Here is a 21,912-nt window from a genome sequence, read left to right on the forward strand (position 1 = left end):
GTGCCTGTGTGACTCATGTGAAAGTTGCGCAACGTGTGAACTTCCCCCGCACTGGAGAACAGCCCATGCCACCGAGCAAGACCCGCTATGTCACCGCCTGTCAGCAGCTGCTGGCCCTCGGCCTGGTGCTGGCTGCCCTCACCCCTGCCGCCAGCGTCATCAGCCTCGACGTCGTCCGCGAGGAGCCCTCCCGGGGCGCCTCGGCGGGCCACCCGGCCGCCAGCCTGTCGGCGTACACGAAGGCCCAGGCCAAGGAGTCGGTGCTGCCGGCCGCGCCGGTCGACCCCGACGTCACCGAGGTCGCGCTGACCGCGGCGCCTGCCGCCGCCGGTCACAAGACCTCGAGCCTCGTGCCGGGCCGCGTCACCGCCAACGCCCGGAGCAAGCCGGGCATGCTGCCGGGTAGCACGCAGGTCACCAGCGTCCCGGAGCCGGTCACCGGCTACGGCGCCATCGGCGTCACCTGGGAGCACGGCGTGCAGATGACCGAGCAGACGCTCAGCTTCCAGCTGCGCACCCGCACGGGCGACACGTGGACCGACTGGTCGCTGCTGCCCTACGACGCCGACCACGCCCCCGACCCGAACTCCGCCGAGGGCCGGCACAGCCGCCCCGGCACCGAGCCCGTCATCGTCGGTGACGTCGACCAGGTCCAGATCCGCGCGCTGTCGAAGAGCGGCGTCGTGCCGGCCGACATGAAGCTCGCCGTGATCGACCCGGGCACCCCGACCCGCACGGTCACCGAGCGCGGCGCGCTCGACACCAACACCATGGACGGCAGCACCGGCGACCCGGCGTCGCTGGTCGAGGCCGAGGCGCTCGCCGACGACACGTTGGTGGACACGACGTCCGGCACCACGTCCAGCGACGGCGCGATCTCGATGTCGGCCGCGACGTACACGCCCAAGCCCGTCATCTACTCCCGTGCCCAGTGGGGTGCCGACGAGTCGATGCGCGACAAGAGCTCGCTGCACTACTACGAGGTGCACGCCGGCTTCGTGCACCACACGGTCAACGCCAACGACTACACGCGCAACGAGGTGCCGGGCATCATCCGGAGCATCTACGCGTACCACACGCAGTCCAAGGGCTGGAGCGACATCGGCTACAACTTCGTGGTCGACCGCTTCGGCCGCATCTGGGAGGCCCGGTACGGCGGCATCGACCGCCCCGTCGTCGGCGCCCACACCCTGGGCTACAACGACTACTCCTTCGCGATGTCGGCCATCGGCAACTACGACATCAAGCAGCCGTCCGAGGCGATGGTGCAGGCCTACGGCGCCCTCTTCGCCTGGAAGCTGTCGCTGCACGGCGTCAACGCCGCCAGCACCAAGCAGTGGGTCGGCTCGAAGTACTTTCAGGCCATCAACGGCCACCGCGACGCCGGCCAGACCGCCTGCCCGGGCCGCTACCTCTACGCCCGGATCCCCGACATCCGCAAGCTCGCCGCCGAGGCGCAGCGCGGCTGGGCCGGACGCCAGCTCGAGTCCAACCTCGCCTCGACGGTCAACCCCGACCTCATCGTGCGCCGGGCCAGCGACGGCCAGGCGTTCATCCTGCCGACCGGCGGCATGACGGGCTTCGCGCCCGCCGCGACCGTGCCGGTCGAGGTGGCCGCGGGCGACACCGTCACCCCGACCGGCGACATCACCGGCGACGGCGAGGGCGACCTGCTGGTGCAGGCGGCCGACGGCACGTCCCGCGTGCTGCCCGGCGACGGCAAGGGCGGCTTCGGCGCCGCGATCAAGCCGGGCACGGCCTTCCAGGGGCGCGACCTGGTCACCGCCGTCGGTGACGTCAACGGCGACGGGCGCAACGACCTCGTGGCCCGCCGCACCTCCGACGGCGCCCTCAACACCTACCTCGGCAGCGGCCAGGGCGGCTTCCTGCGCCGCTACGTCGGCACCGGCTTCGCCGGCTACGACAAGCTGGCGGCGACCGGCGACGTCAACGGTGACGGGTTCGGCGACCTGCTGGCCCGCGACCGGACCGGCAAGCTGTGGCTGTACGCCGGCACCGGCACCAAGGCGTTCGCCGCCGCGGTCCCGCTGGCCGGCAGCTGGGGGAAGTACGACACCATCACCGGCTACGGCGACTACAACGCCGACGGGCTGGGCGACCTGCTGGTCCGCGCGGCCGGCGAGCCGGCGTACGTCCTGCCCTCGCACGGCGACGGCACGTTCGGCCACGCCCTGGGCCCGGTCAACCGGGCGATGGGTCCCGACTCGCTCGCCGGGGCCGACCTGACCGCCGGCCCGACGCCCGACCTGCTGACCCGCACCGGCAACACCCTGGCGATCCTGCCCAACAACGGCACCTTCGACCTCGGGCCGGCCATCCCCACGGGGATCGACGTCTCCAGCGCCAACCGGCTGCTCAACGCCGGCGACTGGGACCGCGACGGCTTCGGCGACATCATCACCCGCAACGCCACGACCGGGGTGCTCTACCTCCGTCGCGGCGACGGCACCGGCCACTTCGGCAAGGCGATCCAGATCGGCACCGGCTTCGGCCAGGTCGGCCTGCTCGCCGCGGTCGGCGACATGACCGGCGACGGCTACCCCGACCTCATGGGGCAGCCGGCCGGGCACGACATCCGGATCTACCCCGGCAACGGGCTGGCGGGCCTCAAGATGAGCTACGTCGCCCACGGCGCCATCGACGCCGGGACCCAGATCCCGGTCGGCCGCTGGGACGGCGACGGCGCGCCGGACAGCCTGTTCCGCAAGGGCTCGCGGCTCACGCTCTACCCCGGCAACGGCCCCGGCGGCCTGACCTCGCCGAAGACGGTGGGCCTGGACCTCACGCCCTACGACTGGTTCATCGGGATCAGCGACGAGTCCCTCACAGGTCACCCGGACGTGCTGGCCCGCGAGAAGGCGACGGGCTACCTGTGGCTCTTCCAGGGCACCGAGAGCGGCTTCGCCAAGCGCCGCTTCATGGGTGAGGGGATGCAGGCCTATGACCTGGCCGGATAGCGGGAGCTAGTCGGCCCCGGACCCCTGGTCCGCGCAAGGGAAGCGAGCCGTGGCGCGCTCGGAGGTGTACGTCGCCTCCAGCCACCCCGGTTCGGCGTGGGAGACCAGGACCAGCGAGCCGCTCCGAGCGAGCGGTTCCACGAAGGTGGCGAACCCCGGTGGGGAAGCCGGGTTCGCCTCCGACAGGAGACGGCCGCCGTCGGTGAGGAGACTCCCGGCGGCGGCCGTTCTCCACATCTCGGCCTGGGTCACCCCGGGCAGCGCGTCGTCGTCACCCGTCGGCGGGTCCCACGGCGTGAAGGCGTCCGGCTGGCCCCAGATCTCGATCCCGACGTCGTGGACGCCGGCCGGCAGCGGGTCGGCGAAGCGGACCCCCATCGGCCGCAGCGAGCAGGCCAGGACCACCACCTCGTCGGCCCGGCCGGCCCACGAGGCGACCCCGTCGGGTCCGGTCACGACCACGTCGGCGTCCTCGGCGTCGCCCACGACGAGGCCCACGGTCCAGGCCGCGCCGAGGAACACCGGGGTGAGCCAGTGCGGCGGGAGGTCGACGTACATCGTCTGGCCGCGCTCGAGGTCGTGCTCGTCGGCGAGCAGCGAGGCGGCCTTGGCCACCCAGTTGGCGTACGTCGTCACCGACAGCTCCACGCGCTCGTCGGTCGCGTGGTCGTAGAACGTCACGAGCGGGCGGCCCGGGTCGGTCCGCAGCAGGCCGGACAGGACGGTGGCGAAGGTGGTCACCCGCCCACCCTAGGAGCCCAGACCCTAGGCTCCTCGGCATGCCTGCCATCGAGAGCTTCTGGGCCGTCATCCCCGCCGGCGGAGCCGGGACGCGCCTGTGGCCGCTGTCCCGGTCCTCCTCGCCCAAGTTCCTCCACGACCTGACCGGCACCGGACGCTCCCTGCTCCAGGACACCCACGACCGGCTCGAGCCGCTGGTGGGGGAGCGCTTCCTGGTCGTGACCGGGCGGCCGCACCGCGAGGCCGTGACGGCCCAGCTGGCAGCGCTGGTGCCGGAGTCCGTGCTGGCCGAGCCCTCGCCTCGCGACTCGATGGCCGCGATCGGCCTGGCGGCCGCGGTGCTCGAGCGGCAGGACCCCGACGCGGTGATGGGCTCGTTCGCCGCCGACCACGTGATCGCCCACCCCGACCGGTTCGCCGACGCCGTACGCACCGCCGTCGAGGCCGCGCGGGACGACTGGCTGGTCACCCTCGGCATCGAGCCGACCTTCCCGTCCTCGGCGTTCGGCTACATCCACCTCGGCGAGGAGCTCGCGGGCCGTCCGGGCGCGCGGTCGGTGCTGGAGTTCGTGGAGAAGCCGTCGACCGAGGTGGCTGAGGGCTACCTCGAGACGGGTGCCTACCGGTGGAACGCCGGCATGTTCGTGGTGCGGCCGCGGGTGCTGCTGGACCTGCTGGCGCAGTGGCACCCCGACTTCGCCGCGACGCTGCGCACCATCGCCGCCGACCTGACCCGGCTCGACGAGCTGTGGCCCGACCTGCCGAAGATCGCGCTCGACCACGCCGTGGCCGAGCCGGCCGCCGCGGCGGGCCGGGTGGCCGTCGTGCCCGCGAGCTTCGGCTGGGACGACATCGGCGACTTCGACTCGCTCGCCACGCTGCTGGAGGGCGAGGCCAAGGACGTGACCGTCCTCGGCGACGACGCCCTGGTGCGCGCCCTGGATGCGACCGGGCTCGTCGTCCCGCGGTCGGGCCGCGTCGTGGCGGTGGTGGGGCTCGACGACGTCGTCGTCGTGGACACCCCGGACGCCCTGCTGGTGACCACGCGGGCGCACGCCCAGCGGGTCAAGGACGTGGTGGCCGGACTCAAGGAGGCCGACCGCGCCGACCTCACGTAGCCCTCTCAGGGGCCACGCGAGGCCGGCGCCGGATCACCCGGCAATCACATCGCGCCGGGCTCGGGGGAGTCGGTGTAGGGGTACTTCAGCATGAAGTCGCTGAGGCTCTCGCCCGAGATCGCCGAGCAGTACTGGAAGACACCCTCCTGCTTGCTGGTGTCGGTGTTGCCCGAACCGCCGGCCGACCAGTGGGTGAAGGCGACGTGCTGGCCCGCGGGGAACTTCGCGCCGCCCTCGTCGGCTGAGGTCCACGGCGCGGCGATGAACTTGTCGCGGTAGTTGGTGGTGCTGCTGAGCTTGTCCGCGATCGCCTGCAGCTCCTTCATGTCGGTGTCGTTCTTCGCGATGGTGTCGTCGTACCAGAGGATCGTGTAGCCGTGCTCGAGGTTGTGCACGAGTGCCTCGAGGGCCGGCCGGTCGTCAGCGGTGTAGAGCTTGCGCGAGATCGGCGCGGGTGCGAGGCCGGCGACGTTCCAGTGGGCGCCGAACGCCGGCGGCGCGTCCTTGTAGTCGACCGTCTGGGTCTGCGGCACGTGGTCCTGGTTGCCGTCGGCCTTCTTGGTCGTCACCTTCTGGCAGACCGAGGCCGGGGCGCCGATCGAGGCGAGGTCCTTGCCCTTGAACTGGCGCAGGTCCCACCAGTCCTTGATCGGCTGGAACGCGGCGGCACCGACGATGAGCACCGCCACCACCGTGCAGACGCCCACGATCATGAAGCCGCGCCGCTGGTCGGCGGTCTTCTGCTTCTTCAGGGTCGCCGCGATCACGGCCTGGCGGTCGGACTTGGCCTGCTTCTTTGCCACGGGTCGGCTTCCTCGGTTCTGGCGGGTCTGGGTCGAGGGCAGAGTCTACGGAGTGACCGGGCGCACTCCGACCCGACCGGCCACTCGGGCGCCGGCCGTGTCGGGGACGAGCTCCCAGCCGTGCGCGAAGGCGAGCGCGGCGAGCACCGGCGCGTGCTCCGCGCCCACCCCCACCTCCAGCCCGTACGGCGCCTCCGCGGCCGGCACGCCCAGCACGGCCGCCACGGCGGCGGCCAGCTCGGCGGGGGCGGCCGGGGCGCCGAAGGGAGCCCGGTCTGCGGCGTCGCCGCGGAGCGCCCGGAGCACGGCCTCGCGGGCGCCGTACCCGAAGAGGTCGCCGCCCTCGGCCCGGACCAGGGCGACCGCCCCGGTGCCGTGCTCGCCCGCGGGAAGCACCAGGTCGGAGCGACCGCGCACCACCGCGAACGGGCGGCCGCCGAGCTTGCCCTGGGCGAGCTCGCAGGCGCCGGCGATCTCGTCGGCGACGGCCGGGGCCGTGACCGCCAGCTCGTTGCCGTGGCCGTCGACGCGGCCCGCGAAGTCCTCGCTGACCAGCAGCCCGGCGGCGCCGACGGCGATGTCGGTCTGGCCCTCGCGCCAGGCGCGGCCGGCGGTGTCGGTGACGACCACGCCGACGTTGAGCCCGGTGCGCTCGTGGATCGCGGACCGCAGGCGGCGGGCCGAGGCGTCGGGGTCCTCGGGCAGCAGCACGACCGTGCCGGCCTCGACGTTGGAGGCGTCGATGCCGGCGGCGGCCATGGTCAGGCCGTGGTGGGTGCGCACGATGGTGGTCGGCCCGCGCCGTGCGACCACGCGGGCCGTCTCGCCGGGCAGGGCCTCGTCGCGGGTGCCGGCGCGGACCCGGCCCTCGGACTTGCTGACCACCTTGCTGGTCACCACGACGACGTCGCCGTCGACCAGGTCGACGAGGGGCAGCAGCAGCGCGGCGAGGTCGTCACCCGGGCGCACCTCGGGCGCGCCGTCGGGCGCGACGACGGTCAGCGTGGTCATCGGACGGGGGTCACCAGCGAGACGGCGGCCGCGGCCATCGCGGCGGTGGCGTCGGGGGACGTCATCATCAGCGGCACCGCCACGCAGGCCAGGCCCGCGTCGGTCAGCCGGCCGACCTGCTCGGCGTCGGCCTCGTCGACCAGCCAGCCGTCGAGCACCCCGCCGGCCGACCGCGCGCCGTAGTGCAGGCCGACCCCCGCGGCGCTGACCTCGACGCCGATCGCGGTCAGCATCTGCTCGGCCATGCCGCGCACGTGGGTGCCGCCGACGATGGGGGAGAGGCCCACGACGGGGGCGCGGGTGGCGCCCAGCGCCTCGCGCACCCGCGGCACTCCGAGGATGGTGCCGACCGACACCACGGGGTTGGACGGCGGCAGCACGACGAGGTCGGCGTCGGTGATCGCGTCGATGACGCCGGGCCCCGGCGTGGCGTCGTCGAGCCCGACGAAGACCAGCGTCTCGGCGGGGACCGAGGCCCGCAGCCTGATCCAGTACTCCTGGAAGTGCATGACCCGGCGCCCGCTGGGGGAGTCGGCGTCGGCGACGGCGACGTGCGTCTCGACCCGGTCGTCGGTCATCGGCAGGAGACGCACGCCCGGCTGCCAGCGCCGGCAGAGCGCCGCGGTGACGTCGGACAGCGGGTAGCCGGCGTCGAGCATCTGGGTGCGGACGAGGTGGGTGGCGAGGTCACGGTCACCGAGGCCGAACCACGTCGGCTCCACGCCGTACGCCGCCAGCTCGTCCTTGGCGCTCCACGTCTCCTCCCGGCGTCCCCACCCGCGCTCGGGGTCGATCCCCTCGCCGAGGGTGTACATGACCGTGTCGAGGTCGGGGCACACCTTGAGGCCGTGCACCCAGATGTCGTCGGCGGTGTTGGCCACCACCGTGACCTCGGCGTCGGACGCCACGCCGGGGAGGGTGCCCGAGGCGATGCCGTGGAGCAGTCCCTGCAGGAACTTCGCCCCGCCCATACCCCCGGAGAGCACCGTGATCTTCTGCATGTGGATACCTTGCCGCACGGCGGCAATAGCCCGATCGGGTGGTTGCGGCCCATACCAGACGGCGGCTTGACTAGAGGGGTACGACAGGCATGTAATTCCCACAGTGTTCTTCGTGGTCGCAACAGGTCAGGTCGCCCTACCATCTGCCGATCTGACCGGGCGACGAGGACAACGGGGATGGGTGCAACACCGGGTCGAAAGGGCGAGTGCCGTGAGAGAACTATTTCTCCTGGACGGGGACGCCGAAGAAGCGGGCTGGCAGGACCGTGCGCTCTGCGCACAGACTGACCCCGAGGCGTTCTTCCCCGAAAAGGGAGGATCGACCAGGGAGGCCAAGAAGGTCTGCCTGACGTGCGAGGTGCGAGACGACTGTCTCGAGTCCGCACTGGTGAACGACGAGCGCTTCGGCATCTGGGGCGGTCTCTCCGAGCGAGAGCGCCGCAAGCTGAAGAAGCGCGCAGTCTGAGCGGGGCGCCCCGGTGACGGGGCGCACACGCGTGAGGGGGTCGCCCGTGACGGGCGGCCCACCCTCAGGCCCGGGCCGTTATGGTCTGGGATCGTGAATTCTTCGGTGACCGCGCTGCTCGTCAGCCACGACGGGGCGCGTTGGCTCCCCTCCGTCATCGACGGGTTGCGCAGCCAGACAGTCCCGGTCCGCCGCGTGGTCGCGGTCGACACCACCAGCCGTGACGAGAGCCCCGACCTGCTGCGGCAGGCCTTCGGCCCGGCCCACACAGTGCCCGGCTCCACGACGTTCCCCCAGGCCGTCCGGCACGGCCTCGACCAGATCCCCGAGGAGGGCCCCGAGGCCCCGGAGTGGATCTGGATCCTGCACGACGACGCCAACCCGGCGCCGGACGCCCTCGAGGCGCTGCTGGCCGCCGCGGCCGAGCACCCCGACGCCGACATCCTCGGCCCCAAGCTGCGCGAGTGGCCCTCGCTCAAGCGGCTCCTCGAGCTCGGCATCACGATCTCCGGCACCGGCCGCCGCGAGACCGGCCTCGAGCGGGGCGAGTACGACCAGGGCCAGCACGACGACATCCGCACCGTCCTCGCGGTCAACACCGCCGGCATGCTGGTGCGCCGTCGCGTGCTGGAGGAGCTCGGCGGCTTCGACACCCAGCTTCCGATCTTCGGCAACGACGTCGACTTCGGCTGGCGCGCCGCCGCGGCCGGGCACCGCACGATCATCGTGCCGGGTGCCGTCGTCTTCCACGCGGAGGCGGCCCACCGCGGCATCCGTCGTACGCCGATCACCGGGCGCCACACGCACTACCAGGAGCGCCGGGCCGCGCTCTACACGCTGCTGGTCAACTCCCAGGGCCGGTCGCTGCCCTTCCAGCTGCTCCGGCTCGGGCTCGGCACCCTCCTGCGCATGATCGGCTTCCTGCTGGTCCGCTCCGTCGGCGAGGCCCTCGACGAGCTGGCCGCGCTGGTCTCCCTCTACGGCTCGCCGCGCGAGATCCTCAAGGCCCGCCGCGCCCGCCGGGGCAAGGCGGTGGTGCCCCCCGAGAGCGTCAAGCCGCTGCTCGCGCCGGCGTGGCTGCCCTACCGCCACGGCCTCGACTTCCTCGGCGACGTGGCCAACGCCCTGACCAACCAGGCCTCCGACGTGGCCGAGCGCCGCCGCGAGGCCAAGGCGGCCGTCGCTCCGCCCTCGCTCACCCCGACCCGGCCGGTCGCCCCCGACGACGAGGACATGCTCGCCGAGGACACCGGCGTGGTGGCCCGCTTCCTGACCAACCCGGTCGCCGTGTTCCTGACCCTCTTCGGCCTGCTCGCGATGGTCGGCGCCCGCGCGGCGTTCGGCGACGTCGCCGGCGGCGGCCTCTCGCCGATGCCGGCCAACACCCGCGACTGGTGGGAGCTCCACCTCTCCTCGTGGCACGCCCTGGGAGGTGGCACCGCCGTGCCGCCGATGCCCTACGTGCTGCCCCTGGCCCTGCTCGCCAGCCTGCTCGGCGGACCCGGACCGGCCGTCTCCACGATCTTCGTCCTCGCCGTCCCCGTCTCGCTGTGGGGCGCCTGGCGGTTCCTGCGGGTGGTCGGCCGCCTGGTCGCCCCGGCCGGCGCGCCGCGCGGCATCCTGCTGTGGGGCGCCACCACCTACTCCCTGCTCCCGGTCGTCTCCGGGGCCTGGGGCGACGGCCGGATCGGCACCGTCGTGGTCGCCATGCTCTTCCCGTGGCTCGCGCACGCCGCGCTGGGCTTCGCCGACCCCGACCCGGACCGCCGCTGGCGCGCGGCCTGGCGGGTGTCGCTGCTGCTGGCGCTCGGCACGGCCTTCGCGCCGGTGATCTGGCTGGCGGCCCTCGTGCTCGGGCTGGTCGTCGTCGCCGCCGCGTTCGCGATCGTGCGCAGCGTGATGGCCGACCGCTCGGTGTGGGGCCCGCCTGCCGCGTCGCTCGGCGTCGTACCCGTCCTGCTGTCGCCGTGGTGGATCCCCGCCGTCATCCACGGGGCGGGGGAGGGCCTGCTGCTCGAGGCCGGACGGCTCCCTTCGCCCGTCGTCGACGCCCGCGACCTGCTCACCGGGCGGATGGGCGACCTCGGCGCGCCGTGGTGGTGGGGCGTGGTCCTGCTCGTGCTGGCCGTGCTCGCGCTGCTGCCGCGCGTGACCCGGATCCCCGTCATCGTCTGCTGGATGGTCGCGTTCGTGACGGCCCTCGTGGCCGTCGTGCTCGGTGCCTTCCAGCTCTCGCTCGCCGCCGTCACCACCGACGTTGGGCTCGGCGCGCTCGTCGTGGTCCTCCAGGGCACGTTCGTGGTGGCCACCATGATCGGCGCGCAGGGCATGGCGCTGCGCGTCGCCCGCGCCGACTGGTCGTGGCGCCGTGTGCTCGCCGTCGCCGTCGCGGCCGTCGCGGTCGCCGTACCCCTCACCAGCCTCGGCTGGTTCGTCGCCGGCACCCAGGACCGCCTCGACGAGGGCGGCGGGGCCGACATCCCCGAGTACATGGTCCAGAGCTCGATGACCGGACCCGAGCACGGCATCCTCGTCATCCGCGGCGACCTCGACCACGGCCTCACCTACAACGTGCGCCGCGGCGACGGCGTCACCCTCGGCGAGGACGAGGTCATCGACCTGACCGCCGAGGACCCCGCCTTCACCAAGACCGTCCGCGCTCTCACCTCGCGCCCGACGCCCCCGGTCGTCGACAGCCTGGCCCGGCGCGGCATCGAGTACGTCGTCCTGCCCTCACCCGCCGACGGCGACGTCGCGGCCGCCCTCGACGCGTCCGGCGGGCTCGTGCAGGCCAGCGCCGAGGACCGGTCCACGCGGGCCTGGAAGGTCAGCCACGCGCTCGACCCGCACGCCCTGGACGGCCCCCGGTCGTGGCTGCGGATCGTGCTGCTCGTCGTGCAGGCGCTCGGGATCGTGGTGGTCGCCGTGCTCTGCGCCCCGACGACCAACAGGAGGCGCGAGTCATGAGCACCCCCGCACCCACCAACCCCGGCGCGCGCTCGAGCAGGCGCGTCAAGGTCGACGTGACCACGGCGCTGGCCGTGGGCCTGCCGATCCTCACCGTCCTCGCCGTGCTGCTCGTCCAGCCCGGCGACGTGACCCTGTCGCGCCAGGCCCCGACCCGCACCCCGCTCACCAGCGCCTCGGTCGTGTGCCCCTCGCCGGTGACCGGATCGCCCGACGCCCTGGTCTCCACCGACGAGAAGGGCGCCTCCGGCGAGCTCGAGGTCGAGGTCGGCAAGGACTCCTCCCGCATCCAGGTCGCCCAGGGCAGGGCCACGCCGGCCGGCTCGGGCGACGGCCCGGTCGTGGTCAACGGCCACGGGGACCTCGCCCCCGGCCTGTTCGGCTCCCGCCTCGGCGGCAAGCAGCTCGCCGGGGTGCCGTGCTCGATCACCACGGCCGACCAGTGGTTCACCGGCGTCGGTGCCGGCGCCGGCCACACCTCGCAGCTCGAGCTGGTCAACCCCGACGCCGGACCGGCCGTCGCCGACATCACGCTCTACGGCCGCGCCGGGACGATCGACGTACCCCGCCTCCGCGGTGTCTCCGTCCCCGGCCACAGCAGCCTCCGCCTCGACCTCGGCAAGATCGTCCCGCGCCGCGACGAGCTCACCATGCACGTCGTCACCTCGCGCGGCCGCCTGGCCTCGTCCGTGCTCGACACCTACGCCGTCATCGGCGGCGCGCCGAGCAGCGACTGGCTCGCCCCCCAGGCCGCCCCCGCCACCTCCGCGCTCCTGCTCGGCACCCCCGGCGGCGCCGGCAAGCGCACCCTCGTGCTCACCAACCCCGGCGAGGACGAGACTCGCGTGAGCCTCAAGATCGTCAGCGAACGCTCCGTGTTCGCCCCCGAGGGCATGAAGGAGATCCGGCTGGCCCCCGGCTCGGTCAAGCGGGTGTCGCTGACCGAGCAGGTCGCCTCGGCGATCACGAAGGGCGGCTTCGGCCTCCAGGTCGAGTCCACCTCTCCTGTGACGGCCACACTCCGCTCCTTCGTCGGCGGCGACCTGTCGCACGCCACCCCTGGCTCGGCGGTCACCGAGGACACGGCGGCGGTCGTCCCCATCGGGGGCAAGCGGCTGCTGCTGGCCGGTGCGAGTGGTGTTGGCGTGGTCACCGTCGTGGCGACGTCCGCCTCCGGTGAGGAGCTGTCCAGCACCCGCGCCGAGGTCCGGCCCGGCGCCGGCACCATCGTCACGCTGCCCCCGAAGGCCACCATCGTCTCGATCGCCCCGAGCCAGGCCTCCGTGGTCGCGGCCGTCGAGGCCTCCGGCAACGGCACGGCCGTCCTGCCCCTCACCGACCTCCTCCGCAACGGCCTGATCCCCGGAGTCCGTCCGGGCCTACCCTGACGACTGGCTCCCGTCGAGTCGATGCTCCTATGACGCGTCAAGCCGCGATGTCGGGGGTGTTGAGGGCTCGTAGGTCTTGTCGCAGCAGGGTGAAGAGTTCGCGGGCGAGGTAGCGCTTGAGCTTGCGGCGCAGGTGGGGGTCCGACTTGGCATCGGTGGTGCGGGCGGCGATGTAGGCCCTGGTCGGTGGGTGGTGGCAGAGCCGGTTGAGGGTGGCCATGTGCAGGGCACTGTTGGCTTGTCGGTTCCCGCCGCGGTTGAGGCGGTGACGTTGGGTCTTCCCCGAGGAGGCCGGGATTGGACTGGTGCCGCAGAGGGCGGCGAAGCCGGCCTCGCTGTGGAACCGTTCGGGTTGCTCGCCGATGGCGATCAGCAGTTGTGCCACGGTCTGGGCCCCGACACCGGCCGCGGCACTGGTGGCCGGGGCGATGGCCCTGGTCAGGGCCGCGATGTCGGCGTCGAGTTCGGTGATCTCCGCGGTGAGCGCCAGGACTCGGCGGGCCAGTCCATGCAGGGCCTTCTTGGCGGCCTGGACGGGGTCGGTGAGTCTGTTGGTGTCGCGGGTGACGCGGAACCGCACGCAGTGGGTGGCCAGGGTGTGTTTGGTCAGGCCGGTCAGTTGTTCGCGGAGTTCTTGGGGCGCGGTGACCCTGAGCTGGTGCATCTGGTTGAGCGTGGCGGTGCGCTGCTTGACCGCGGAGTCGCGTTGCAGCTTCAGCATCCGCAGCGACTCCACGGCCCCGGTGTTGATCTTGGCGGCTCGGGCGTGACCGGCCAACGCGGTCCGGGCGGCTGCCTCGGCGTCGTAGGCGTCGGTCTTCCCGCGGCGTCGGCGGCTGGCCCGGTCGGGCCGGTTGATCTCGAGAACCTCGACATCGTGGCGGTGCAGGTGACGGGCCAGGCCGGCGCCGTAGGAGCCGGTTCCCTCGACCCCGACCTGGGCCAGTGGTCCCCAGGCGCGGAGCCAGGCCAGTAGTTCGGCATAGCCCTGGACCGTGGTCGCGAAGACCGCGGTGCCCAGCAGCGCGCCGAGTGCGTTGACCGCGGCCGCGACGTGGAAGTCCAGGTGGGTGTCCACGCCGCCGTAGATCCCGACCTGGGCGGACTCGATCTGTGTGTGGTTGTGAGTCATGCTGGTGCCGTCCTTTCAACAGGGACAGCGCGCCGAGCCGGGTCACGGACAAACCAGTGATGAGACCTCAGCCAGGCTCCTATCAAGTCACGAGCCCGGCCGGCGCGCCCTGAATGCGCATCGAGCTGGGTCGTGGAGAACGCGCGATCGAATCGACTCAAAGTCAGTCAGCGACGACAGGGCGCAACTCGGGTCAGCACGTCCTCCACGACACCGAGACAAGTCTCACTGGCGCAACTGCCCGTGCTGACCGGCGCCCGCGCGCGTAGCCGACCGTCTCCCGGCGTCAAGGACCTCCGCTGCGCTCCGGCCGCTGCGCGGCGGCCTGCGGCCGTCCTTGACTCCGGGACCCGGACGGTCGGCCGACGACGCGCTTGTCGGCACGGGCTCCGCCCGCGCCGCCCGCATGCGCGGGCGCTCTGGCGGTGGGAGCGGTGAGCTGTGAACCTTTTCCCTGCCTGAGTCGGTTCAGGGCTCACCGCCGGGTCGACCGGGCGGTGGGTGGTGAACCGTTTCCAGGTCGGGTTTGGTTGCTGGCTCACCGCTGTGGCCGTGAAGGGGTGCGCCTGGGGCGGGGCGGCGGCGGAGCGAAGCGGAGCCCCGCCCCGACCGCCGCCTGAAGCCGATCGCGCGAGGCTCGGGGTCAAGGACGCCGAAGGCGCCGCGCAGCGGGCGAAGCTCCTTGACGGCGAGACGCGATCGGCTACGCGGCGCACCCCATCAGCCCGCAGTCAGTCGTCGGACTCGTACCGCGGATCCACCATCTCCGCATCGATCCCGAGCAGCTCGGCTACCTGCTCGACCACAACCGTCAGCACCATCGCCTCGAGATCGGTACGGGTCTCGCAGCGGTGCTCGATCGGGCGCCGGAACAGCACGAGTCGGGTGGGGGTGGAGCCGGTGCCGCGGATGAGCGAGGACAGCGGGACGGTGCCGGAGTCCCAGTCGTCGGGGATCTGCGGGGCGTCCTCGACGGCGTACTCGACCAGGCCGAGCCGGTCCTGCCAGCGCGCGTCGATGTCGGTGACGATGCCGAGGGCGAGGTCGTCGAAGCGCTCCCGCCGGGTGCGCAGCTCGGGCTGCCCGGGCACCCGCGGCAACACCGCGGGACCCCGCATCCCGCGGCCCCGGCGATCGCGCGAGGCCGGCTTGCGGGGGCCGGTCGCCGGGCTGGTCGCAGGGCTGACGTCATCCACGCCGCGAGCCTAATCGGGAGAGTCGCGAACGGCGGGTACCGTCTGCGTCGTGAGTCCCGTCCGCCGCTGTTCGCGCACCGCCTGTGGCCGTCCAGCGATCAACACGCTGACGTACGTCTACGCGGACTCGACCGCCGTGCTGGGCCCGTTGGCGACGTACGCCGAGCCGCACGCCTACGACCTCTGCGACGCCCACAGCGAGCGGCTGTCGGCGCCCCGCGGGTGGGAGGTGCTGCGCCTCGCCCCGGACCCGGCCGCCCAGGGTCCCTCGAGCGACGACCTGCTCGCGCTGGCCGACGCCGTCCGCGAGGCCGCGCGTCCGCCGGTCCAGCCGCTGCGCCCCGCGCCGTCGGAGGAGACGGGCCGCGAGACCGGCCGCCGCGGCCACCTGCGCATCCTCAGCAGCGAGTGACGGCCTTCCTCTCCTGAGCATCGACGGGGCCCGATACGCTCCGGTCATGGCCGACACCCTGGACCCCGCCAACCTCGGCGCGATCTTCAAGGCGTACGACGTCCGGGGGCTCGTGCCCGAGCAGCTCGACGAGGAGCTGGCCCGCGCGACGGGCCGCGCCTTCGTCCAGGTCGTCGGGGCCGGCACCGTCGTGGTCGGCCACGACATGCGGCCCAGCTCGCCCGGCATGGCCGGCGCGTTCGCCGACGGCGCCACCGAGGCCGGCGCGGACGTCATCCTGATCGGGCTCGCCTCCACCGACCAGCTCTACTTCGCCTCCGGCCACCTCGGCCACCCCGGCGCGATGTTCACCGCCAGCCACAACCCGGCGCAGTACAACGGCATCAAGATGTGTCGCGCCAACGCCGTCCCCATCGGCATGGAGACCGGTCTCGCCGACATCCGCGACGCGGTGGCGGCCGGGGCCTCGAGCCCGTCGGCACGTCAGGGCACCATCGAGAACTACGACGTCCTCGAGGCCTACGCCGCCCACCTCGTCGCCCTGGCGCCCGTCACGGGCCGCCGCCTCAAGGTGGTCGTCGACGCCGGCAACGGGATGGCCGGCTACACCGCCCCCGCCGTGTTCGGCCGGCTGGGCGAGGACCGGGTCGAGGTCGTCCCGATGTACTTCGAGCTCGACGGCTCCTTCCCCAACCACGAGGCCAACCCGATCGATCCCGACAACCTCGTCGACCTGCAGAAGCGGGTCGTCGCGGAGGGGGCCGACATCGGCCTGGCCTTCGACGGCGACGCCGACCGCTGCTTCCTCGTCGACGAGCGCGGGCAGGCCGTGTCGCCGTCCACGCTGACCGCCCTGATCGCCGCCCGCGAGCTGGCCAAGGAGCCGGGCGCCACGGTGATCCACAACCTGATCACGAGCCGGGCCGTGCCCGAGCTCGTCACGGAGCTCGGCGGCACGCCCGTCCGCACCCGCGTCGGCCACTCCTTCATCAAGGCGACGATGGCCGAGACCGACGCGATCTTCGGCGGTGAGCACTCCGGCCACTTCTACTTCCGCGACTTCTGGCGGGCCGACTCGGGCATGCTCGCGGCCCTGCACGCGCTGGCCGCCCTCGCCGAGACCGAGCGGCCGCTGTCGGAGCTGCTCGCCGACTACGAGCGCTACGTCGTCAGCGGCGAGATCAACTCGACCGTCGGTGACCAGGCGACGGTCACGGCCCACATCCACGACGTGTACGCCGGGCAGCCGGGTATCACGATCGACCACCTCGACGGCCTGACGGTGGCCCATGACGACTGGTGGTTCAACGTCCGCCCGTCCAACACCGAGCCGCTGCTGCGCCTCAATGCCGAAGGTCGCGACGAGGCCACCATGGTCGACGTGCGCGACACCGTGCTCAGCCTGATCAGGAGTGACCGATGACCCCGCCGCTGAACCTCGACCCCGCACTCCTCGAGATCATCGTGTGCCCCGCGTGCCACGCGACGCTCGCCCCCACCGAGACCGAGCTGGTGTGCACCGGCTGCGGCCTGGCTTACCCCGTGCGTGACGACATCCCGGTCCTGCTCGTCGACGAGGCGCGCAAGCCGGCCTGAGGGAGGATCCCCATGGCCACCTGGTTCGACGAGTCCCGTCTCGACGACGAGACCGCCCTCGCCAACGCCGACCGCGTCTTCCGCGCGCTGGCGGAGGCCGGGGCGCGCGTACGTCGCGAGTCCATCGACGCCTCGGCCGCCGCCGCAGAGGCGGTCGCCCTGGGGCAGGACCAGTCCCGCCCGCGGGCCGTGATCGCCGCCGGGCCCGACTCGCGCCTGCTCCGCGCCGTGCTCGAGCCCTGGTGCCCGGTGCCGTTCGTGGCCTGGCCCGGTCCCGCCCTCCCGGGCTGGGCGGGCAGCCTCGACCTCGTCGTGGTGCTCGCCCCCGACGGGCACGACACCGGCACTGCCTCCGCGGTCGCCGAGGCCGTACGCCGGGGCTGCCAGGTCGTGGTGGCCTGCCCGCCGACCTCGCTCGTCGCCGACCACGCCGCCGGCCGCTACACCATCGTGCTGCCCGCGGTGACCGGCGACCAGCTGGCCACGGCGGTGGTGATGCTGGAGTACCTCGACCGGATCTCGCTCGGTCCCCGCGCCGACGCCGACCAGGTCGCGGAGGCGCTGGACGCCGTGGCGGTCGCCTGCTCGCCGCACCGGGACCTCGCCGTCAACCCCGCCAAGATGCTGGCGATCGCGCTCGCCGACGCCAACCCCGTCGTGTGGGGCGGCTCCGTCCTGGCCGCCCGCGCGGCCCGCCGCGTCGCGGAGTCGATCCGCCGCGCCAGCGGCCGCACGGCGCTGGCCGGCGACGCCGAGCACCTGCTCCCGGTCATCGAGGCGGCGCGCCAGCGCGACGTCTTCGACGATCCGTTCGCCGAGGGCGGGGGAGAGCTCCGGCCGATGCTGCTCATCCTCGACGACGGCGCCGAGGAGCCGGTCGTCCGCGAGCACCGGGGCCGGCTGAAGGCGGCCGCCCAGAGCCGCGGCGTACGCGTCGAGACGCTCACCGCCGACGCCCAGACCGAGGTCGCCCGCTACGCCTCGCTCATGCTCCAGGGGACCTACGCGGCGGAGTACCTCCGCCTCGGTCTCGTCGAGGACTGACCACCCCGCCAGCGGCCCGCCAAACCGTGGGCGTCATCACGCGCAGGTGACTGGGGAGTAGCACGCGCGCGCGGCTAGATTTGCGGGATGCCGAGCCAGCCGAAGGTCCGTGACCCTTGGTTCGACAACGCCAAGATGGCGCTGGTGACGCTCGTGGTGGTCGGCCACGCGTGGACGATGTTCCCCGACGACAACGCGGTCGACAACCAGCTCTACAACTTCCTCTACTCCTGGCACGTGCCGGCGTTCGTGTTCGTCACCGGCTACCTCTCCCGGTCCTTCGAGTGGACCCGGCCGCGGATGTGGGCGCTGTTCAAGACCGTCGTGGTGCCCTACCTGCTGTTCGAGGCCGCGCTGGCGTTCTTCCGGGTCTACGTCGGGGGCGAGGAGCTGGCTGATCTCTTCGCCGACCCGCACTGGCCGATGTGGTACCTCTCGGCGCTGTTCTTCTGGCGGCTGATGACCCCGATCTTCAAGAGGCTCCCCGGTGGGCTGCTGCTCGCGATCGGCATCAGCCTGGTCGCCGGCATGCGCGCGGGGGACATCCTCGACATGGCGCGCATCCTCGGCCTGCTGCCGTTCTTCGTCGCCGGCCTCAAGGCCACCCCCGAGCGCCTCGAGCTGCTGCGCGGCAACCGTGCCCTCAAGGCCGCGGCCGGGCTCACGCTGGTCGGACTGCTGGTGGTGGCGCACTGGACGCCGGTGTGGGCCAGCACCGAGTGGCTCTACTACCGCTCGCAGTACGGCGACCTCGAGCACAGCGACCTGCACGCGATGCTCGTCCGCACCGGCGTGCTGCTGCTCGGCACCGTCGGCTCCTGGGCCTTCCTCACGCTGGTGCCGCGCAACGGTGGCTGGTTCGCGCGGATGGGCTCGGCGAGCCTCGTGGTCTACCTCTTCCACGGCTTCGTGGTGAAGAGCTTCCAGTACTCGCCGTACGACGACTGGCTCGACGCCCACCCCTACCTCGGCCTCGTGCCCACCACCCTCGGCGCCGTCGCGCTCGCGCTGTTCCTGGCCTGGCACCCGGTCTCGCGGCGGCTCCAGCCGCTGGTGGACCCGATCGGCTACGCCGAGGCGCATGCCCGCCACGCGGTCGACCTGACGGTCGCGGGCGCGGTCGAGGAGGTGCTCGAGCTCCCCGGGGTCGTCGAGGAGCAGGAGGGGTCCCGATACCCTTCCGCGCATGAGCTCTGAGGGTGGGAACAAGGCGGTCGTCGCCGCGCTGCTGGCCAACACCGGCATCGCGATCACCAAGTTCGTCGCGTTCTTCCTGACCGGCTTCTCCTCGATGCTGGCCGAGGCGATCCACTCCGTGGCCGACTCTGGCAACCAGGGCCTGCTGCTGCTGGGCGGCAAGAAGTCGCAGAAGGACGCGACCGAGGAGCACCCGTTCGGCTACGGCCGCGAGCGCTACATCTACGCCTTCATCGTCTCGATCGTGCTGTTCAGCGTCGGTGGCCTGTTCGCCCTCTACGAGGCCTGGCACAAGTACCACGAGATCCACGCCGGCCACGTCGACCCGGTCGACGACTGGCGCCGCTTCGTCCCCGTCGCCGTCCTCGTCGTCGCGATCGTGCTCGAGGGCCTCTCCTTCCGTACGGCGATCGCCGAGACCAACAAGATCCGCGGGCAGGCCTCCTTCGCGACGTTCGTGCGCCGCGCCAAGCAGCCCGAGCTGCCCGTGATCCTGCTGGAGGACCTCGCCGCCCTCCTCGGCCTCGTCTTCGCCCTGGTCGGCGTCGGCCTGAGCCTGATCACCGGCAACGAGTACTGGGACGCCGCCGGCACCGCCCTGATCGGCCTGCTGCTCGTCGTGGTTGCGGTGGTGCTCGCCGTCGAGACCAAGTCGCTGCTGCTGGGGGAGTCGGCGAGCGCCGGCGTCCAGAAGCGGATCGTGGGCGCGCTGGAGTCCACGCCGGGCGTGGAGCGGATCATCCACATGAAGACCATGCACCTCGGCCCCGAGGAGCTGCTCGTCGCCGCGAAGATCGGCGTACCCCCGGGCGTGACGTCGGAGCAGGTCGCCGCCTCGATCGACGCCGCCGAGGTCGCCATCCGGGGCGCTGAGGCCAGCGCCCAGGTGATCTACCTCGAGCCCGACATCTACCGCGAGGACCACGTCCCCGCCGAGCGCCCCGAGCCCCCGGCCCCCGCCGGCCACTGACCGCACCACTGACCGGGCGCCCTGGAGTCGTGGGGGAGCGGTGAGCTCTGAACCGTTTCCCTGCCCGGTTCGGTTCATGGCTCACCGTTGGGTCGGCCGGGCGGTGGCTGGTGAACCTTTTCCGGGCCCGGTTCGGTTGCGGGCTCACCGCTGGGGCCGTTCGGGGGTGCGCCAGGGTCGGGGCGGCGGCGGAGCGCAGCGGGCGAAGGTCCTTGACGCCGAGACGCGATTGGCTACGCGGCGCACCCAACCCGCGACGATTGCGTGCGGGAGCGGGAGGCGTCCTACCCTGAGACGGTCCGCGTGGGAGATCCCGACAGCGCGCAGATGCGCGGCGCAGATGATGGCTCCACATCACTAGGAGACAACTGATGGACTACAAGGTCGCCGACCTCTCCCTTGCCGACTACGGTCGCACCGAGATCACCCTCGCCGAGCACGAGATGCCCGGCCTGATGGCCATGCGCGCCCGCTACGGCGACAGCAAGCCGCTCGCCGGTGCCCGCATCGCCGGCTCCCTCCACATGACGATCCAGACCGCCGTGCTGATCGAGACGCTCGTCGCTCTCGGCGCCGAGGTCCGCTGGGCGTCGTGCAACATCTTCTCCACCCAGGACCACGCCGCCGCCGCGATCGCGGTCGGCCCGGAGGGCACCGTCGACGCGCCCGCCGGCGTGCCGGTCTTCGCCTGGAAGGGCGAGACGCTGGAGGAGTACTGGTGGTGCACCCAACAGATCCTGCAGTGGCCCGACGGCAAGTTCGCCAACATGATCCTCGACGACGGTGGCGACGCCACCCTGCTCGTCCACTCCGGCGTGGAGATGGAGAAGTCCGGCATCGCGCCCGACCCGGCCACCGCCAAGAGCCACGAGCAGAAGGTCGTCTTCCAGGTCCTGGCGCAGAGCCTCGCCGAGAGCAAGGACCGCTGGACCCAGATCGCCGGCGAGATCAAGGGCGTCACCGAGGAGACCACCACCGGTGTGCTGCGTCTCTACGACATGATGAAGGAAGGCTCGCTGCTCTTCCCGGCCATCAACGTCAACGACTCGGTCACCAAGTCCAAGTTCGACAACAAGTACGGCTGTCGCCACTCCCTGATCGACGGCATCAACCGCGCCACCGACGTCCTCATCGGCGGCAAGGTCGCCGTCGTCTGCGGCTACGGCGACGTCGGCAAGGGCTGCGCGGAGTCGCTGCGCGGCCAGGGCGCCCGCGTCATCGTCACCGAGATCGACCCGATCTGCGCGCTGCAGGCCGCGATGGACGGCTACCAGGTCGACACCCTCGACAACGTCCTCGACGTCGCCGACATCATCATCACGGCGACCGGCAACAAGGACGTCGTCACCGTCGAGCAGATGGCGAAGATGAAGCACCAGGCGATCCTGGGCAACATCGGCCACTTCGACAACGAGATCGACATGGCCGGCCTCGAGACGTACGCCGGGATCACCCGCAAGAACGTCAAGCCGCAGGTCGACGTGTGGACCTTCCCCGACGAGAAGTCGATCATCGTGCTCTCCGAGGGTCGCCTGATGAACCTCGGCAACGCGACCGGCCACCCGTCGTTCGTCATGTCGAACTCCTTCACCAACCAGGTCCTGGCGCAGATCGAGATCTTCACGAAGCCGCAGGACTACCCGGTCGGCGTCTACGTGCTGCCCAAGCACCTCGACGAGGAGGTCGCCCGCCTCCACCTCGACGCCCTCGGCGTCAAGCTGACCACGCTGAGCGACGAGCAGGCCTCGTACCTCGGCGTGGACGTGGCGGGCCCCTACAAGTCCGACCAGTACCGCTACTGAGCACCACCCGGTAGCCACCGCACGACCCGCAGGTCCCGTCCCCGGAGCGCCGGGGACGGGGCCTGCCCACATTCCGGACCCCCTGCTGGC

At 72.4% G+C, this 21,912-nt stretch carries 18 protein-coding genes; 12 read left to right on the forward strand and 6 right to left on the reverse strand.

Annotation, left to right across the window (positions count from 1 at the left end; all coding sequences use genetic code 11):
* The first annotated feature begins 65 nt into the window (after positions 1-65).
* Entirely contained in the window at positions 66-2,978 is a 2,913-nt protein-coding gene (locus tag FB382_RS03180) for an FG-GAP-like repeat-containing protein (RefSeq protein WP_182536748.1), read from the forward strand.
* A gap of 6 nt (positions 2,979-2,984) precedes the next feature.
* On the opposite strand, the gene FB382_RS03185 is transcribed toward FB382_RS03180, so the two are convergent.
* Positions 2,985-3,719, reverse strand: coding sequence for a TIGR03089 family protein (locus FB382_RS03185; protein WP_182536750.1), 735 nt, complete (start codon positions 3,717-3,719; stop codon positions 2,985-2,987).
* 38 nt (positions 3,720-3,757) lie between these two features.
* Between FB382_RS03185 and FB382_RS03190 the strand changes: the two genes are divergently transcribed.
* Positions 3,758-4,837 (forward strand): mannose-1-phosphate guanylyltransferase, encoded by a 1,080-nt coding sequence (locus tag FB382_RS03190; protein WP_182536753.1) that lies wholly within the window; start codon positions 3,758-3,760, stop codon positions 4,835-4,837.
* 44 nt (positions 4,838-4,881) lie between these two features.
* On the opposite strand, the gene FB382_RS03195 is transcribed toward FB382_RS03190, so the two are convergent.
* The 3 genes from FB382_RS03195 to cofD are packed head-to-tail and all read right to left on the reverse strand — an operon-like array spanning position 4,882 to position 7,652.
* Positions 4,882-5,640, reverse strand: coding sequence for a DUF3105 domain-containing protein (locus FB382_RS03195; protein WP_343055467.1), 759 nt, complete (start codon positions 5,638-5,640; stop codon positions 4,882-4,884).
* Positions 5,641-5,685: 45 nt separating this feature from the next.
* On the reverse strand, positions 5,686-6,651 hold the full coding sequence (cofE, locus tag FB382_RS03200; protein WP_182536755.1) for a coenzyme F420-0:L-glutamate ligase: 966 nt from the start codon (positions 6,649-6,651) through the stop codon (positions 5,686-5,688).
* A complete protein-coding gene (cofD, locus tag FB382_RS03205; RefSeq protein WP_182536757.1) occupies positions 6,648-7,652 on the reverse strand; it encodes a 2-phospho-L-lactate transferase in 1,005 nt (334 codons plus the stop codon). The genes cofE and cofD overlap by 4 nt, the downstream gene beginning before the upstream one ends.
* Positions 7,653-7,863: 211 nt before the next feature.
* Between cofD and FB382_RS03210 the strand changes: the two genes are divergently transcribed.
* From FB382_RS03210 to FB382_RS03220, 3 genes are all read left to right on the forward strand, one after another.
* Positions 7,864-8,118, forward strand: coding sequence for a WhiB family transcriptional regulator (locus FB382_RS03210; protein WP_125038899.1), 255 nt, complete (start codon positions 7,864-7,866; stop codon positions 8,116-8,118).
* 93 nt (positions 8,119-8,211) lie between these two features.
* A complete protein-coding gene (locus FB382_RS03215) occupies positions 8,212-11,085 on the forward strand; it encodes a glycosyltransferase (protein ID WP_182536759.1) in 2,874 nt (957 codons plus the stop codon).
* The gene (locus tag FB382_RS03220; RefSeq protein WP_182536761.1) at positions 11,082-12,473 is read left to right on the forward strand and encodes a DUF5719 family protein; all 1,392 of its coding nucleotides are present in this window, start codon (positions 11,082-11,084) and stop codon (positions 12,471-12,473) included. The genes FB382_RS03215 and FB382_RS03220 overlap by 4 nt, the downstream gene beginning before the upstream one ends.
* A gap of 37 nt (positions 12,474-12,510) precedes the next feature.
* Here FB382_RS03220 and FB382_RS03225 read toward each other — a convergent pair whose 3' ends face one another.
* A complete protein-coding gene (locus tag FB382_RS03225) occupies positions 12,511-13,605 on the reverse strand; it encodes an IS110 family RNA-guided transposase (protein ID WP_182536692.1) in 1,095 nt (364 codons plus the stop codon).
* Positions 13,606-14,336: 731 nt separating this feature from the next.
* Positions 14,337-14,801, reverse strand: a complete 465-nt coding sequence (locus FB382_RS03230) for a metallopeptidase family protein (RefSeq protein WP_343055468.1) — start codon at positions 14,799-14,801, stop codon at positions 14,337-14,339.
* Positions 14,802-14,850: 49 nt separating this feature from the next.
* Between FB382_RS03230 and FB382_RS03235 the strand changes: the two genes are divergently transcribed.
* The 7 genes from FB382_RS03235 (at position 14,851) to ahcY (ending at position 21,822) form a co-directional block, all read left to right on the forward strand.
* Positions 14,851-15,213: a DUF3499 domain-containing protein gene (locus FB382_RS03235; protein WP_125038579.1), complete on the forward strand. Its 363-nt coding sequence runs from the start codon at positions 14,851-14,853 to the stop codon at positions 15,211-15,213.
* A 46-nt stretch (positions 15,214-15,259) separates the two neighbouring features.
* A complete protein-coding gene (locus FB382_RS03240) occupies positions 15,260-16,636 on the forward strand; it encodes a phosphomannomutase/phosphoglucomutase (RefSeq protein WP_182536763.1) in 1,377 nt (458 codons plus the stop codon).
* On the forward strand, positions 16,633-16,809 hold the full coding sequence (locus FB382_RS03245; RefSeq protein ID WP_246377082.1) for a Trm112 family protein: 177 nt from the start codon (positions 16,633-16,635) through the stop codon (positions 16,807-16,809). The genes FB382_RS03240 and FB382_RS03245 overlap by 4 nt, the downstream gene beginning before the upstream one ends.
* A 12-nt stretch (positions 16,810-16,821) precedes the next feature.
* Complete coding sequence (locus FB382_RS03250; RefSeq protein ID WP_182536765.1) at positions 16,822-17,853, forward strand: SIS domain-containing protein; 1,032 nt, start codon at positions 16,822-16,824, stop codon at positions 17,851-17,853.
* A gap of 87 nt (positions 17,854-17,940) precedes the next feature.
* Positions 17,941-19,050, forward strand: coding sequence for an acyltransferase family protein (locus FB382_RS03255; RefSeq protein ID WP_182536767.1), 1,110 nt, complete (start codon positions 17,941-17,943; stop codon positions 19,048-19,050).
* Positions 19,040-20,020 (forward strand): cation diffusion facilitator family transporter, encoded by a 981-nt coding sequence (locus FB382_RS03260; protein WP_182536769.1) that lies wholly within the window; start codon positions 19,040-19,042, stop codon positions 20,018-20,020. Before FB382_RS03255 ends, FB382_RS03260 begins: the two co-directional genes overlap by 11 nt.
* A 371-nt stretch (positions 20,021-20,391) precedes the next feature.
* Positions 20,392-21,822: an adenosylhomocysteinase gene (gene ahcY, locus FB382_RS03265; protein WP_182536771.1), complete on the forward strand. Its 1,431-nt coding sequence runs from the start codon at positions 20,392-20,394 to the stop codon at positions 21,820-21,822.
* Positions 21,823-21,912 lie beyond the last annotated feature (90 nt).

Source organism: Nocardioides ginsengisegetis, from assembly GCF_014138045.1.
Taxonomy (GTDB): domain Bacteria; phylum Actinomycetota; class Actinomycetes; order Propionibacteriales; family Nocardioidaceae; genus Nocardioides; species Nocardioides ginsengisegetis.

Coding starts and splice junctions, on each gene's coding strand:
- cofE (WP_182536755.1), bottom strand. CDS start 6,651: ATGACCACGCTGACCGTCGTCGCGCCCGACGGCGCGCCCGAGGTGCGC.
- FB382_RS03255 (WP_182536767.1), top strand. CDS start 17,941: ATGCCGAGCCAGCCGAAGGTCCGTGACCCTTGGTTCGACAACGCCAAG.
- FB382_RS03180 (WP_182536748.1), top strand. CDS start 66: ATGCCACCGAGCAAGACCCGCTATGTCACCGCCTGTCAGCAGCTGCTG.
- FB382_RS03240 (WP_182536763.1), top strand. CDS start 15,260: ATGGCCGACACCCTGGACCCCGCCAACCTCGGCGCGATCTTCAAGGCG.
- cofD (WP_182536757.1), bottom strand. CDS start 7,652: ATGCAGAAGATCACGGTGCTCTCCGGGGGTATGGGCGGGGCGAAGTTC.
- FB382_RS03220 (WP_182536761.1), top strand. CDS start 11,082: ATGAGCACCCCCGCACCCACCAACCCCGGCGCGCGCTCGAGCAGGCGC.
- FB382_RS03190 (WP_182536753.1), top strand. CDS start 3,758: ATGCCTGCCATCGAGAGCTTCTGGGCCGTCATCCCCGCCGGCGGAGCC.
- FB382_RS03225 (WP_182536692.1), bottom strand. CDS start 13,605: ATGACTCACAACCACACACAGATCGAGTCCGCCCAGGTCGGGATCTAC.
- FB382_RS03260 (WP_182536769.1), top strand. CDS start 19,040: ATGAGCTCTGAGGGTGGGAACAAGGCGGTCGTCGCCGCGCTGCTGGCC.
- FB382_RS03250 (WP_182536765.1), top strand. CDS start 16,822: ATGGCCACCTGGTTCGACGAGTCCCGTCTCGACGACGAGACCGCCCTC.
- FB382_RS03245 (WP_246377082.1), top strand. CDS start 16,633: ATGACCCCGCCGCTGAACCTCGACCCCGCACTCCTCGAGATCATCGTG.
- ahcY (WP_182536771.1), top strand. CDS start 20,392: ATGGACTACAAGGTCGCCGACCTCTCCCTTGCCGACTACGGTCGCACC.